At 46.9% G+C, this 15,330-nt stretch carries 12 protein-coding genes; 2 read left to right on the top strand and 10 right to left on the bottom strand.

Annotation, left to right across the window (positions count from 1 at the left end; all coding sequences use genetic code 11):
- Window positions 1–20: 20 nt before the first annotated feature.
- The 6 genes from H5336_RS18465 to H5336_RS18490 all read right to left on the bottom strand — a co-directional run bounded on the left by H5336_RS18465 (window position 21) and on the right by H5336_RS18490 (window position 7,879).
- Window positions 21–1,094, bottom strand: a complete 1,074-nt coding sequence (locus H5336_RS18465; RefSeq protein ID WP_221628235.1) for a DUF1214 domain-containing protein — start codon at window positions 1,092–1,094, stop codon at window positions 21–23.
- 326 nt (window positions 1,095–1,420) lie between these two features.
- Complete coding sequence (locus H5336_RS18470; RefSeq protein WP_185235949.1) at window positions 1,421–2,788, bottom strand: metal-dependent hydrolase family protein; 1,368 nt, start codon at window positions 2,786–2,788, stop codon at window positions 1,421–1,423.
- A gap of 15 nt (window positions 2,789–2,803) precedes the next feature.
- Window positions 2,804–3,868: a DUF1214 domain-containing protein gene (locus H5336_RS18475; RefSeq protein WP_221628236.1), complete on the bottom strand. Its 1,065-nt coding sequence runs from the start codon at window positions 3,866–3,868 to the stop codon at window positions 2,804–2,806.
- A 16-nt stretch (window positions 3,869–3,884) separates the two neighbouring features.
- On the bottom strand, window positions 3,885–6,029 hold the full coding sequence (locus H5336_RS18480) for a DUF3604 domain-containing protein (protein ID WP_246439389.1): 2,145 nt from the start codon (window positions 6,027–6,029) through the stop codon (window positions 3,885–3,887).
- Window positions 6,030–6,207: 178 nt separating this feature from the next.
- Window positions 6,208–6,555 carry a helix-turn-helix domain-containing protein gene (locus tag H5336_RS18485; protein WP_185235950.1) on the bottom strand — a complete coding sequence of 116 codons (348 nt, stop codon included), beginning with the start codon at window positions 6,553–6,555 and terminating at the stop codon, window positions 6,208–6,210.
- A gap of 304 nt (window positions 6,556–6,859) precedes the next feature.
- Window positions 6,860–7,879 (bottom strand): helix-turn-helix transcriptional regulator, encoded by a 1,020-nt coding sequence (locus tag H5336_RS18490; RefSeq protein WP_185235951.1) that lies wholly within the window; start codon window positions 7,877–7,879, stop codon window positions 6,860–6,862.
- 362 nt (window positions 7,880–8,241) lie between these two features.
- On the opposite strand from H5336_RS18490, the gene H5336_RS18495 reads away from it, so the two are divergent.
- Window positions 8,242–8,559: a DUF3302 domain-containing protein gene (locus H5336_RS18495; RefSeq protein ID WP_185235952.1), complete on the top strand. Its 318-nt coding sequence runs from the start codon at window positions 8,242–8,244 to the stop codon at window positions 8,557–8,559.
- Window positions 8,556–9,500 (top strand): HlyD family secretion protein, encoded by a 945-nt coding sequence (locus tag H5336_RS18500; protein WP_185235953.1) that lies wholly within the window; start codon window positions 8,556–8,558, stop codon window positions 9,498–9,500. The genes H5336_RS18495 and H5336_RS18500 overlap by 4 nt, the downstream gene beginning before the upstream one ends.
- 209 nt (window positions 9,501–9,709) lie before the next feature.
- Here the strand turns inward: H5336_RS18500 and H5336_RS18505 are convergent, their stop codons facing one another.
- From H5336_RS18505 to eno, 4 genes are all read right to left on the bottom strand, one after another.
- Complete coding sequence (locus H5336_RS18505; RefSeq protein ID WP_185235954.1) at window positions 9,710–10,690, bottom strand: 5'-nucleotidase; 981 nt, start codon at window positions 10,688–10,690, stop codon at window positions 9,710–9,712.
- A gap of 551 nt (window positions 10,691–11,241) precedes the next feature.
- The gene (locus tag H5336_RS18510; RefSeq protein WP_221628240.1) at window positions 11,242–12,780 is read right to left on the bottom strand and encodes an arylsulfatase; all 1,539 of its coding nucleotides are present in this window, start codon (window positions 12,778–12,780) and stop codon (window positions 11,242–11,244) included.
- A gap of 325 nt (window positions 12,781–13,105) precedes the next feature.
- Entirely contained in the window at window positions 13,106–13,267 is a 162-nt protein-coding gene (locus H5336_RS18515) for a hypothetical protein (protein ID WP_185235956.1), read from the bottom strand.
- A 755-nt stretch (window positions 13,268–14,022) separates the two neighbouring features.
- Entirely contained in the window at window positions 14,023–15,309 is a 1,287-nt protein-coding gene (gene eno / locus H5336_RS18520; protein WP_185235957.1) for a phosphopyruvate hydratase, read from the bottom strand.
- Window positions 15,310–15,330: the final 21 nt, after the last annotated feature.

A 15,330-nucleotide genomic window follows, 5' to 3' on the forward strand; every position in this document is an offset into this window, starting at 1 on the left:
TTGACAACATCGAGTCGGTTTCAATTCACCAACACCAATTCAGGTTTCACCCATTCACCGTTAAAGTAAGCTTCCGTGGGTTGATAAAGTCGTAATGTAAAATTCCACCCGTCGAAGGTTTCCATATAGTTTTTCGCGTTTTTGTCGCCGCCAAAATGGATAGTTACCGAACCATCTTTTTCTGCCTCAGCAAAGGCGCTGTTGATGTTGTAGGTGTCCGTTTGCGGAAAGCCTTCTTTGTCATAAACCGTAATTGACCAAAAAGCGTTAACCGGCACATCTTTTAGGGTTAATGTTTGCGGGGCATTCGTTTTTGGGAAATATTGTGGATAAACGGCCTGGTCTGGTGTAAACCCGCCCCAACCAAAGGCGTTACCGGCATTACGATTATTGAGTGAAATCTCACCTTTTTTACCAAACATATCTGAGGTCGACATACCATTGCCGATCTCCATGTATTTGGCTCGCATCGCCAAAACCTCTTTATTGTCCCAATGATTTTCCGGAGCCCAGGAGCCTTTGTCTTTTTGCGTGAGTGTCAACTTGTCTTGCAGTGCGTGGGCTTTCACCAAATCTTTAGCATCTCTTACATTGACTTGTGTCCGCATAACGATCACGGCATAACGTGCACCACCAATCCATTCTCTGGTGATTTTGTGTTCCCCAGGTGTGGTATATGCGCCGGGGTAATAGCCATCTTCACTGACAATCCATGCACTTTGATAACGTCCGTTTGTTTCCGGCATGGTAAGTACTGCAGGCTCGGCTAGGTCTACAATAGCCCAGGAGTAAATCGTATCGAAGTTGATACGCATAATGGTGCGATCTTTGGGGTCAGCACCCTTTCTGTAGTGCATAAGAACACCAACACCATTGGTATTCGTTGCAGCCGCAATTTTTTTGACATACCCCTCTATTACGCCATGCGTTTCAGCTAAGGAATAGTTCTCGTCAGTAACTGTTGTCGTTTGTTGTTGCTGCTTTACGGCACTCGTCGAAGAATCGGCGGGGTCTTGCCCTTTAGCACATGCTGTAAGCATGCCCGCCAGTATCAACCCAGTCAGAGCTCGTGTTAACAGTTTTGTTGTGCGCATTTTATTCTCCTAAATGTATTTATTAACCCGGCAACACAATAGGTTGTCGGGTTGATGCGGCACAAGGATGTACCGCCGCCGGTGACAGACCGGCGCGATCCCTTTAAATGCCAGTAACTCCCCCGCAGTTGCGCCAATATTTCAAGGGCGAATCAAATAGGTGATGAATCACTTATTTGATAGCCGGGTTTATAGCTGCTTGCGATGCAGGGAAAAGCTAGCTGCCACTAAGCAAGTTTTTACGCGGCTGATCGAGCAAGTGCCATCCACCGGCACATGTTTAAGATTGAGATTGTCAGCGGTTACAGACAGCTCTAAGATCAAAATTATTGTCGCAGTGTGTTCTTGTAGACCTTGCCATCTTTCATAATCAGCTTGAGGTTATTATCCGGATCACCCAACAGCTTGATATCCTGTAAGGGGTCGCCATCCACAATCAAAAGATCAGCATAGGCCCCCGGCTTAATTACACCCAAAGCGCCCGCGGTATAAGGATTTAACTTTCCGCTAAGGGCAACGATTTCGGCATTAACTGATGTTGCCTGTTTGAGAATTTCCACTGGTGTGAACCATTTAAGCCGGAACTCAAACTCTTCGCTTTGCTTGGCGTAATCTTTGGATGAACCGAACAGGTCGGTGCCAAAACCCACCTTAACCTTATATTTCTTGGCCAATTTCATCTGATTGTCCAACGCATCGTTCAGCACCATCACCTTACCCAGCGTGGCAGGTCCAAAAGACTCAAAGAAAGCCTTATCTTTCTCCGTCACGGTAAACAGGCGAGCTTGGGGTACCAGATAGCCACCCTTCTTCGCCAACATCTTCATGGTTTTTTCTGTCATTAACGTACCATGGTCAATACCCAGCACACCGGCCTCCAATGCGCGTCGAACTGATTCATCATGATAGCCGTGAACCATTACGTAGCTGCCCCAATCACTTGCAGCCTGAACCGCCGCACGAATTTCCTCTACCGTATATTGCGTGGTATGCAATGGATCTGCTTGCGAGCTGGCTCCGCCACCAATCGTTACCTTGATGTGTGTCGCGCCTCGGCGTAAGGACTCGCGGGTCGCGCGCAATACTTCTGCCGGGCCATCGGCAATAAAGGCAAAGTGATTCTGAAAAAAGGTCGACTGCCCACCCGACATATTAGGGTGAGTTTGTGAGTAGTTACGCGTATCGCCATGGCCGGAGGTTTGTGAAATGGCCGGCCCTGCAGGGTAAATACGAGGCCCTTCAGCTCTACCCTGATCAATAGCTCTGGCTAGACCGATAGCGGGGCCACCGGCATCGCGTACCGTGGTAAAACCTCGCAACAGCATCAATTTCGCCTCTGATGCAGAGGCTGCGCCAATCCACATCCAGTCGACATTATTCATCATCACCGGATAGGGCGCCGGAAATCCCATATGCTGGTGAGAATCGATAAGCCCTGGCATCAGTACGCGACCACCGCCATCAATCACTGTGGCATCAACACTTGCTTTAGCTTCAGTGGATATCGTTTTGATAAGATTATCTTCGATCAAAACATTAGTGATAGCGGTAGATTTGTCGCTGGTACCGTCAAACACTTTTACATTTTTGATCAACACTTGTTGTGGTGCTTTGTCATCGGCAAAAACCAGCGTCATCAATGACGACAACACGACAAAAGCAAACAACGACTTAATTAATTCCGGTGTTTTCATTCTATTCTCCACTATTTATTTAACGGCTTGCGGTGCTGGAAAGGTCCAGCTGCCTTCAAGAATTTCCTTACTTGGTTGATACAAACGCACCAAGTAATTCCAGCCTTCCATAATCGGCAAATAATTAGCTTGTTTCGGGTCGCCACCAAAATGAATGGTCATACTTCCGTCATCGTTCTGGGTGCCGGTAATATTGTTCACCGAGTAAGCGTTATACTTGTTCTGCTGAAAATAGCCTTCCTTGTTATACAGGCTGATCGACCAAAAACCATCCACCGGCACGTCTTTCACAGTAAGAACGTAGGCGGTTTTGCCATCGTTCACTTCAGGTGTAACGCCCGTGTACATGGCGTGATTTCTCGGGTTGCCGCCCCACCCTGTCGCACTGGCAAAAAGAAACTTAAGCGGATTGACTTCGTCCTTGCTGCCGAACGAACCATCGTAGTTTTCCATGGTCGCGGAGAGTACTTTCAACGCGGCGCGCACCTTTTCTTGTGACACTGCATCCCACTTGGGGATTTCAAATGTGCCCGCAGACTTCTGCTCGACCTTGAGTTGCCGCTGTATAGCATTGACCTTTTCCACGTCCTCCGGATCTTCGGAGTCGACCAGCGTTCGAACAACCACAAACACATAGCGGGTGCCGATTTTTTCTTGGGTAAGGGTGTAGCTCCCCGGCTCATAGACGACCATCGTGGTGTATTGGTCTTCATTAATCACCTGCATCGATTGAAAGCGTTTGCCGGTATCCATTTTGGTAATGGTGACAGGCGCGGCCAAATCAAAAATGGCGAAGGAATAAATGGTGTCACGGTTCATTCGCACCACCTTTTGCTCATCGATGGGCGTTGGTTTGGGGACGTGATAAAACTTGCCGAAAGCCCCCATCTTGACGTAGCTGCTAAACATCGCATCGCTCTCGGCGCGGACGAAATTCTTCCAAGTAACCGGAATCACTTCGGTCGTACTCGCCGATGGCATGCTGTTTTCAACAGGTACTTGTTGTGCACCGGCTGCTACAGACAAGCTAACAGCCATCATTCCGGCCAGTACGAATGTAAATAGGTATTTTGTTTTCATCTTCGACCCTCTGTTTTTATGTTCCCGGCGTGTACCAAATTGGCGACGTGTAAGCACGTTCCTGAGTCGTCATAGGAACCTCTTTATCCATTTCAACGTTAAACCTTTTGGCGTCGTAAGCTGTCCAGCGCGGGGTGGGGATTTCGATAATTCTGGCGTAATAGAATGCGCGAGTTTTTGGTTCGAAGTCTGGATCTTTCCAAACCGTAATTAACTCGGGAGCACCGATGGTACTGGTCCAGGTGGCTTCTTTAATATTGACTGTATTACCAACGACAGGAAGTTTTCCATCGCTACCCGGTTTACGTTTATCAGCATCGCTCCATACCACGTCGTACACTTTTTCGTGCAGATTGCCTTTGCCATCCAGCCAGCCTTTGACGACCTGAACGCGATCAAGGTTTCCGCTGTAAGGGTCTTTTAGCGCGGCAACAAGAAACGTTGGCGCTTTACCGGCAGGTGCATGACTTAAATCACCGCCCATGGGCACACCCTTGCTGTAACCGGCCTCTGCGGGCATGCGGGTTTGTGCATCGGCGGGAGTAAAATCAAAGCCACCAAAAAATCGGACGGTAATGCGCGGCCCGGTGGATGAGTAAGTTTCTTTACGCTTCATTGCGTCCCAAAGTGCTTCACGGGTATTTTCCGTTGCCCAAACTCCAGCCCAACCGGCGGCGGCGAGTTTCCAGCCCGGCGTTTTAACTTGTGGGGTATCAAGAAAAGGGTGTACCCAACGATCTGGCTTGGGCTCCTGCGCAGCCGTTTTACTGAAGTAGTTATCTTCTTCGGGAGTGCTCAACGCCGTGTGTGTATCGGTGCCGCCTACAAAACCATATTTGAAGGGGTTAGTGCCAAACTTTTCTTCCAACTTAAGGCCTTGTTTGAGTGCTTCACGGGCGTACTCGTTACGAATCATGTCTGGCGTTTTTGGAACGCCCGCAAGGTTAGACTGATCCCAGGTATCGAAGTCAGCAAACTCATCATTGGGCGACAACATGGGGTGCGCTTCGCCGTCTCCCTTCATTTGGGTTACTTCGTACAGGGGCTCCCAGCGAGCGCGATCTTCTGCCCACTGTTTGGTGAGGCGCTTACCTTTGAAGGTGTTTAACGCGAACATCTTGCCATTGGAAAGATTACCGTTGTGCGGAATAGCGAGAACAGAACCAAACGTTTTTTCTTCGTACCTTTGCATCCACTTCCATAAATCTTCTGGGTTTTCACTGTCGAAAGTGGTCATCGGTACCATCTGGTCGGCCAGTGCCTTACCATCTCGATAGATAACATTACGGTGCAGATTGTCACCACCACCCGCATTGGAGGTCCACTCATAACCAATAAACGCGGTAAAACGCCCCGGCTCATTGTATTGCTCCATAATCGCGGTGTTCTTGCGCCAGATATTCATCGCGAATTTGGCATCTTTCATTACCGCGGGGATTCTATTATTCGATTGGGCTTGAATCATCTCGCTGGTGGCTTGTAAACCGTTACCGGCTTTCATCATGTTGTGCCATTTCTTAATCAGGGGTACGGCCATAAACGCGGCGTCACCATCACGGATGGAAAATATGGTGCCGGCCATGTCTGAGTGATCGGCCACTACCAACCAATCAAGTGGACGCGCAAGTTTCGCAGGCACACCAGTGGATGACATTACCTCTTCGCCACGCGCAAATCGAACCGCGTCTTCTGGCGTTAGGGTTGCTCCCGCAGCGCCCGCATCCACAGACCAACCGGTATGCACGTGTTGATCACCCCAATACACTTGAGTGGGGTACTTGCGCCCTGCGTAGGGCGAAAACCCTTGTGTGGATAAGGCTTCGGACGTGGTTTTTTCATCGCGCGGGTAGTCTGCACCTACAACCTCAGCGCTGACGGCAGGAAGGGCCATCAATACCAGCACTGCGGTTAAAGCCGCAAACAAAGCCTCTCTATATTTTGCAGTGCAACCGCTTAAACGACATTTGCAGACTGACACTGAATACGCCGTAATCAGTCGAAAAGCTTTAATCGCTTTGACAGCGAAGTGCCCGCCTCGGCTATGTGCACGAACGCCCTTACTTTCAATACGATTAAATCCTACTTTTGTACAGTATGAATGGCCCACGATTAGTTGCTCCTCACGGTTAAATTTGTCCAGCTTAAACTTCAACACTTGCATTCACTTAACTCTTTGGCGATTACTCTGTTATTCGCTGACGACAATACCAGCGTGGTAATGCAGTGCGTTTCCTGCTTACCTTCTGGTCATTTCACGCCACGATTAAACATTTAACTGTTTGGCGATTGAAGAACGACATAAAACACCCTTCGACCCCACACTATGAACAATCCGCCTTTCAGCGAGCACCGTTATCGCTTGCTCCACCGTATTGCCGAAACGCACTCGGGGACACGCCAGTCCAACAATAAAAAGCGCGACTGAAATTACTCGCATCTGAAAACCCTAAATCCTTGGTGATATCAGCGATTGGCATCATTGTGTTGATGAGCAATGTAGACGCCCTCTGCAAGCGAACCGCCTGCAATAAGCAGGTGTAACTGGTGCCAGCTGCGTGTAGGTGTCGCTGTAAGCTTCTTACCGGCAAATCACAACGCCGAGCCAGCAACAAAAGGCTAAGGTCGCCCTCCACCAAACTCTCGAGCATTATTTTTTTAATCTGCGTTACTAGCGGGCTTTCTCCCATAACAAACAAAAGCTCCGCACAATAACGAATGAACGAGGTTCCATAGCAAAAGGGTTAGCGCTAAGGCAGCATCACACGCAACCCGCCATCACGAGTCTCTGTTTAATGACAATGTTAGGCGTTAAGCGAATGGAGGTCTGGTCATTTCATGCCAAGAGCATGCCATGAGGACAATCAAATGAAACGTTTATTGCAATACTTAAACAAACCGGAAAAACATTAGCCATCACGTATGTATAAACGGAAGATACTTATCAGGAAAGATTCAAGAAGAGAAGGGGAAACAGACGTGACACTGCCAACCTTAACCGACTAAGGCAAGCTCTCTATATTGCTTAGGTGTCATACCACTATAACGCCGAAATGCGCGGGTAAAATTGGAGGGGTCTTCATAGCCCGTGGCAAAACCAATATCTAACACGCGCGCTGAAGGGTCTTTTAATAAATGAGAGGCTAATTCATATTGCGCACACTGAACAAGTTTGGAATAGCTCGTGCTGTTGTCACTGAGACAACGCTGTAAGGTACGCACACTAACGCCCGCTATCTCAGCGGCCAAGGTTATGGGGGGTATACCGTCGCCTAAATAGGGTTTCAAAATATTTTTAAACGATTCGCTAAAGCCAGACAATGTGCTCGTACCTAAATCAGTCTGCCCACATTGCTCGCAGCGCCGAATCATCTCAAATGTAACGTGATGTAACGTACTGGCCAAAAGCTTTTCAGGAATACTCACCCAAGCCGATGGTTGGCCAATATAGAGCGCCGTATTAGGGAAAGACTGTTGAACATAAGCACCTAATGGCACTGAAGAATGGAGCCCCATCTCAGCGGGCAACCAATGGGCACCCACAAAAGCCTGTACGATCGCAACCAGCATCGCATTGGTATTCATTTCGCAGTGCCTAGCACCAAACACATCCAAAACCACTTCTTCGCGGCTACACACGTGAATATGTTCACCGTGTTTCTCAGCCCATATACGCAGCTGAGTATCTTCTAGCCGTGCTAAGGTGAAAAAACTTTCTAGGGCTACGTTCAAACTTGGGGCCAGCAATATTCTCTGCACAAATTCTGGTGATAACTCCGTGATCGCAAAGTGTTCGCGGGCTCGCAAGGCAATGTCATCGACGCCTTGCTCCCTTGCCATCAGTGTCAAAAAATTCAGCGTATGCAACAGTGACAACTGAGCTTCGGGATCATCTCGCAAACCACCCGGCAGCTTCGCTTCAACAAGCTTTTTATCGACCGGCGCACCTACTTTATCAAGCATGCGTAAATAAGGATGTAAATGTGCTGCCCTGAAGTGGGGAACCCTATTCATAATTCAATCCATCAAGCAATGTAGACACAAGCATGTAAGAAACAACGATGTGCCCGACCAAGACTCGACTCTACCAAACCAGTAGAACGAGTCAAGATAACTCTATAGCAATTTAGACTGGTAATTTAAAGGCCCGCCGAACGGTGTAGGCTAACTTAGGGCTACATTATACGCTAAGAGTGACCCCACAGGATTGCCAACGATTAACATATTATACCTACGCGTGTGGCATGAAATGACCAGAAAACACCTATACACATCTGATATAAAAGAGCCCACATAGAAAAGAGCGTGATACGCCTATTCTCTTTTAGCATAAGCTTCCGGCATAATACGGCGGCTACCTTTAAAGGACACACATTATGGCGTTTATCGATATTTTCACTTGGATCGTTTTTTTGATTATGATTTCCGTAGTTGTTGGAATCATTGTCTTTATGGGCCTATGGCCAGGGCGAATTGCAAAAACGCGCCAACACCCTCAAGCGGAAGCGATAACTATTGGCAGCTGGGTGTGCCTTTTATTCGGAGGTGTCATGTGGCCACTTATGCTTATCTGGGCCTATACAAAACCTAGCACCGCATCACAGCAAGCAGACACCATAATGCTTGCACAAAAAGTGGCGCTATTGCAAACGCGCCTAGAAGCGTTAGAGCGGCAGAAAGGAGAAAACCAATGATTCTGGTACTGTTAATTGTTTACCTTGCCTTTCTTGCTATAGCCATAAAATTCAAACTGATTAAGCCCACCTTATTCTGGAAAATATCACCATTACTTTGGGTCGTCTTTTTATTGGTTGCTCTGTTTATTCCACTACAATTCTGGGCTCCCGGTGGCTATATCCGTGTTATTGCACCAACTGTGCAAATTGTACCCAATGTCTCCGGTCAAGTTATTAATGTAAGCGTAAAGCCGAATCAACACGTTAGCAAAGGCGATATCCTTTATCAGCTCGACGCTCGCCCTTTCCAATCTGTGGTAGACCGTCTTCAAGCCGATCTAACGCTTGCGAATATCCGCTTTGAACAACAAGAAGAATTACAACAAAAAAACCTTGGCCGAAAACTCGATATTGACCGTACGCGGGCCAATGTCGCTTCCACCCAAGCCCAGCTAGACAAGGCTCAATACGACCTTGAACAAGCCACTGTGCGCGCGCCCGATAGCGGTATTGTGACTAATGTTGAAGCTTTGCAGGAAGGCGCTAGAGTGGTGTCTGCACCCTTTGCGCAAACCCTGGCATTTGTAGAAGACAACAACCGGCCCATTTTCGCGCAAATACAGCAAAGCTATTTACGCTATGTAGAAATAGGACAGTCGGCAGAAATTGCTTTTAAAATGTATCCCGGTCAAGTATTTCCAGCCACAGTAAAAGCCATTTTACCCGGATCCTCCCTTGGGCAATTCGGACCATCAGGCATTTTACCCACTACGCTCAGTGAAGTTCACGGCCCCATGTTTGTTAGACTTTATCTAACGGACACCGCCATGGCTGCATCACTACCTGCCGGCGCTACTGGAGACGTTGCAATTTATACCGAGAAAGGCTCTGCATCACATGTTATTAGAAAGGTGATGATACGAACAACAGCCATAACAAACTACGTTAACCCATTTTGAGAGATGGAACTGACATAACGCCTACAATCCACACTCAACCTAAGGGCATCGCTAATAATTGATTTTAGCCTCTGCGCGGTCTGGTAAGCCTTAGGCTAAGGCAGACTGCGCAGCGCAAGGCTAATTACCTACCCCAGCAGGCCAACGCCCGCAATAAGGTTTGCCCTCTCGTGGCCTTCGGGGCTTTGTGCGCTTAGAGCTTTGTGCACTTAAGTCTTTCTCTCTTTCTGAACGTTTGATTTATGCAATGGGGAAGCGGTGGCATAAGGTACTTTACCCGACGGAACAAACTTAGATGCTGGCTCAATATGTAAGTCTTGGTCATCAAAAAATATATGCGGTTTAAACGCTTTTAAAATTTTTGATTTATCCATTCCGCCTAAAAAGAATACCTCATCAACATATACCCCCCAATGCCGTAATGTTTTTATTACACGCATTTCGGCTGGAGCATTTCTAGCCGTAACAATGGCAATTCTAATCGGCGAAAACTCGACGCTAAAAGGAAGCCTCTCTTGGAGTCTTGACAGTTTCTTTAATAAACTAGCATAGGGGCCTTCCTGCATAGGAACATCTTGGTTCTCATCTTCATTGGCATGAAAGCCTTCGATACCTTCAGCTTTATACACAATTTCACTCTGATCATCGAATATAACGGCATCTCCATCGAAGGCAATGCGCACTTGCCCCTCTGGGATTTTGTGCACATCTTTTGGTGGCTCCTTCAAGTAAGCCGCTGCGCACGTAACCCCATCAATAACTCTCTGTGCATCTTTAAGGTTTGTAGTTAAGAAAAGGTCCACATCAAAAGCGTCCAAATAATCAACCACTGACTCCCCGCCGGTAAATGCATGCCTGGAAATAGGTAACGCCCTTTCTCGAATATTATTAAATACTCGAATGCCTGTTTCAGGGCTATTACGCGACATGACTACAACTTCAACTAAGGGGTTGTTATCGCCTGTTTTTTGGTGTTTGTTGAGTTCGAGTAAGGCTTTCACTAGCGGCATTCCTGTACCATCGTTTAGATGCTCGCCCTCCTTATCAAGCATGTACGTTCGGTATTCCTCTACAGCGGTTTCTTTGTCTTCCTTATATTTAGACCTAAACACTGAATCCGCTTCACTCAAGTCAAATAAAGCGGTTGCAGAGATTCCCACAACCAATGTGTCTGATAAATCTAGCGCCATTCCCCACTCCTAGTTTGACTTAACGAGGTTGTACTTATTGCTTTTCGAACACCCACACTACCACTTGAATAGCGCGAAATACCACTATATTAAGGGCAGCTCTCGCTGCGTACGCCGTACTTATCTATGTATTTCTGAGTCGTTAACCGGTAAAGGTACGGGTATCGTCGCCAACAGGTTAAAAACCGCATTTTATTCTTAGCAGAAGTGCTCTGCATTGATACCTGTGCGTATAACGCAAGACTTATAGAGGACGTACCTATGGATGACAGCCAGTGGCATGCTATTAGCGAATAGTGAATCACTCGCGCCTTGCATTAGCCAGCATCAGCCGCTCGATGTGGGCCTTAAACGAGCCTATTGCTCGTATGGCGAAAAAAGTAAATTGGTCTCTAACACTAATGCTTAACTCACTTCGCGCGCCCGCTTTTTATAGTTCAAATTTAGCCACACTATATACCTGAATAACAGGTTTTACCGGGCACAAAAAAAGGGGGCAACCAATAAATGTATTGATTGCCCCCTTTAGATACTTACCTATTTAGTACTGCTTAATTCGTCGCGCCAGCGCCTTCTTCAAGCGACTGTAAAACTTGATCTAAGTTAAAGCTGCCTGGTTTTTGACGAGGTGGGTATTTCTTGAAAGTAGAAATAAATTCACCCACATATGCCTGCGCTGGAACAAGTAAGAATACTCGCTCAAACCGCCATTTATCATACCCAAAGGCTTCAATATCAGCACGCTCAAATGGATCTTGTCGTAGGTTAAATAGCTTAGGAACCCGCAAGGTAACAAGTGGCTCTTGCCATACGTTAAAACCATGCGCACGCTGCTCACTAAACATTAACTTCCAATCACCGTAACGCAAAGCCGATAAAGAACCATCATCGGTAAAGTAGAACATTTCTTTACGTGGGCCTTCTTCAACTTCACCCGTAAAATAAGGCAACATGTTGTAACCATCTAAATGGTTTTTAAAGGTTTTTCCACCCGCCTTGTAACCCTTTAGCAGCTTTTCTTTTATTTGCGTATCGCCTGCTGCGGCCACAAAGGTGGGCAGCCAATCTTCTTGGGAAATGATTTCGTTTGACACTTGCCCAGGCTTGATTTTACCCGGCCATTTCACCAGCATTGGCACCCTAAAACCGCCTTCCCAAGTGGTATTTTTCTCACCACGGAAAGGGATCATACCACCGTCGGGCCAGCTCATTAATTCGGCTCCGTTATCAGTGGAATACATAACAATAGTGTTATCGGCGACTTTTAAACGATCGAGGGTATCAAGCATTTCACCGACCATTCCGTCGTGCTCGGCCATACCGTCAGCGTAGATGCCTTGCCCCGTTACACCTACGGACTTAGGCTTTAAATGCGTCCATACGTGCATACGTGTAGTGTTATACCAAACAAAGAAAGGTTTATCGGCTTTCACTTGCTTTTCAATAAATTTAACGGCTAACGCGGTCACTTCTTCATCGATAGTTTCCATACGTTTTTTGGTCAGCGGGCCAGTATCTTCAATTTTGCCATCTGCATAACTATGAATAACGCCACGTGGGCCAAACTTCTTCTTAAATTCTGGGTCTTTTGGGTAGTCTTCGTTTTCGGGTTCTTCTTCGGCATTAAGGTGGTATAAGTTACCAAAAAATTCGTCAAAACCGTGATTTGTGGGTAAATGCTCATCAAGGTCACCCAGATGGTTTTTACCGAATTGCCCGGTAGCATAACCCATGTTTTTTAACACCTCGGCAACAGTAATGTCTTTACTACTTAAGCCTTCTTTAGCGCCTGGTAAGCCAACTTTAAGCAAGCCTGTGCGAAATGGGCTTTGGCCTGTAACAAACGAAGCGCGGCCAGCGGTACAGCTATTCTGGCCGTAGGCATCGGTAAATAAAATACCGTCATTGGCTATACGATCGATATTAGGCGTTTTGTAGCCCATCATGCCTCGGTTATAAGCGCTGACATTAAACCAACCAATGTCATCGCCCCATATCACAAGGATATTGGGCTTCTTTTCTGCCGCGAACGCGGTAGATGATATTGCCGCAGCACAAACAATGCTTGGCAGCAATTTTAAAAATCTCATAAACATAATTTAAATCCCTAAATAATGAAAACTGAAAACATACACATTCTACTAATAGCACCAATACGAAAAGCTTCATCACTCTCAAAAAAGCAACTAGTACAAAGCAGCAACTAGTAGATCAAAGCGTCAAAGCGAAGAATGATGAACACGCCAAAAGCCAAAAAACCGCTCCAACGAGTGCGAAGCATATTCACTCATGATTTCATGTGTATTAGAGCAAAAACGGAGGTTATACGCATCAATTGAGCAAAGCGATCACACAAATTTGAAAAACCCAATACTAAATTTGTACCGTGGGCTGTCCCCAAATCTAAAACGCCAGCTAGCGAATTTTGGCATCCGAACTAAATAATTGAAAGGTATACTTTAGTGGAATAACGGCAAAAAATGAATGCCACGCCATGGATTTCAGATTATGGCAGTACACGCAAATAAAAAATGGATATTCAACACTATCGGCGTCACCCACCTTAAAACCTGTCATCGCAACTACTTTTGCTTTATAGCCATGCTGCTGCCTTGTCTCACTCGTACCCCGTACGCGGGTATATGGCTGATAAAATAAGATTCGACAGCCGACACCAATTCTCAATACTTATAGCGGTGCAATATGGTTATCGTTAAGCGCATAACCACCTACTGGTTAGATCGCTCTTCTACTCAGCCTGCCCAAACATGCTGCACATAGGGAATGGAACCTAACCCGGCATAAATAACCCAGCCCAAAACCAGTAATTACACCTTAATACCTGTCACATGGGGGAACAACCTGTTGCGAGTCCACGATTCACGGTATCTTTTTGTGCTGGCCCTTGTTAGCCGTCAACTTAAGACCTCAATGCTTCCATGAATAGACTTTCACGGTGCTCTGCCTCACTATCCGTTTTCCCCACACGATGGCACTTCTCTTTTGGCAGTTTGGAAAGTAGTACATTTACAGACTTCGTTGGCCCATATCCTTCACTTAAAAAAACCGGCTTCCAACCTGGGGCTTTTTCTTGAACTGATGAGATGTAAGCACTTCTAAACTCCTGCCAAGCGCACAATTTCGTTGATATTAACCATCACCCACAAACCAACCATCACCCCCATCTGATTAAAGCTCCAGATTTTAGCACCGGCGAAAATCGAATTTGCACGCACTTTAATACATCATCCACTATTTAAAGATAATTTTCTGACACAAAAAAAGCCGGCAATTGCCGGCTTTTTGAAAACAACGGCTAATACGTTAGCCGCTTATTTAAATTCCGCACGCCCGCGGTAAGGAGCTTTATCACCCAGCTCTGCTTCAATACGTAGCAGACGGTTGTACTTGGCTATACGATCAGAACGAGACAGGGAACCGGTTTTAATCTGGCCAGCGGCAGTTGCTACAGCCAGGTCAGCAATGGTGGTGTCTTCGGTTTCGCCGGAACGGTGAGAGATAACGGCAGTGAAGCCTGCATCTTGTGCCATTTTGATGGCATCCAGGGTTTCACTCAAGGTACCAATTTGGTTGAACTTAATAAGAATAGAGTTACCAATACCTTCATCAATTCCACGCTTTAGGATTTTGGTGTTGGTTACGAACAGATCATCGCCCACCAACTGTACTTTGTCGCCAATTTTCTTGGTGAGGATATCCCAGCTTTCCCAATCGCTTTCGTCCATACCATCTTCAATAGACAAAATGGGGTACTTGGCGGCAAGTTCGGCCAGGTAATCGGCATACTCTGCACCGGTGAATTTCTTGCCTTCGCCGCTCATGTCGTACACGCCATCTTTGTAAAATTCAGATGATGCGCAGTCTAGGGCTAGGGTAATGTCTTCGCCCAGCTTGTAGCCAGCGTTGGCCACGGCTTCTGCAATAGCTTCCAGCGCGGCTTCGTTAGACGGCAGGTTTGGAGCAAAACCACCTTCGTCGCCCACGGCTGTGTTTAGACCACGGTTCGAAAGTACTTTTTTCAGGCTGTGGAATATTTCTGCGCCCATACGCAGTGCTTCGGTGAAGTTTGGTGCAGAAACAGGCTGGACCATAAATTCTTGAATGTCGACGTTGTTGTCGGCGTGCTCGCCACCGTTAACAATGTTCATCATCGGCACTGGCATGGAGTATTTGCCCGGGGTACCGTTAATTTCGGCGATGTGTGCGTACAAAGGAATACCTTTGTCGATAGCCGCTGCTTTTGCCGCAGCCAAGGAAACAGCCAGAATGGCGTTTGCACCTAGGGTGGCTTTGTTTTCGGTTCCGTCTGCATCCAGCATTATGCCGTCTAGCTCACGCTGAGCTGCTGCATCTTTACCCACCAACAGAGGCTTAATTGTTTCGTTAATGTTGGCAACGGCTTTCAGTACGCCTTTACCCAGGTAACGGCTTTTGTCGCCATCACGCAGCTCTAGGGCTTCACGGGAACCGGTGGATGCACCAGAAGGCGCGCATGCGCTTCCTACTGCTCCAGATTCCAGAACCACTTCCGCCATAACGGTTGGGTTCCCGCGGGAATCCATTACCTCAAAACCAACTACGTCTACAATCTTGCTCATAGTGACTGTCTCTTTTTAGTT

Origin of the sequence: Teredinibacter franksiae, assembly GCF_014218805.1 — a bacterium.
Taxonomy (GTDB): domain Bacteria; phylum Pseudomonadota; class Gammaproteobacteria; order Pseudomonadales; family Cellvibrionaceae; genus Teredinibacter; species Teredinibacter franksiae.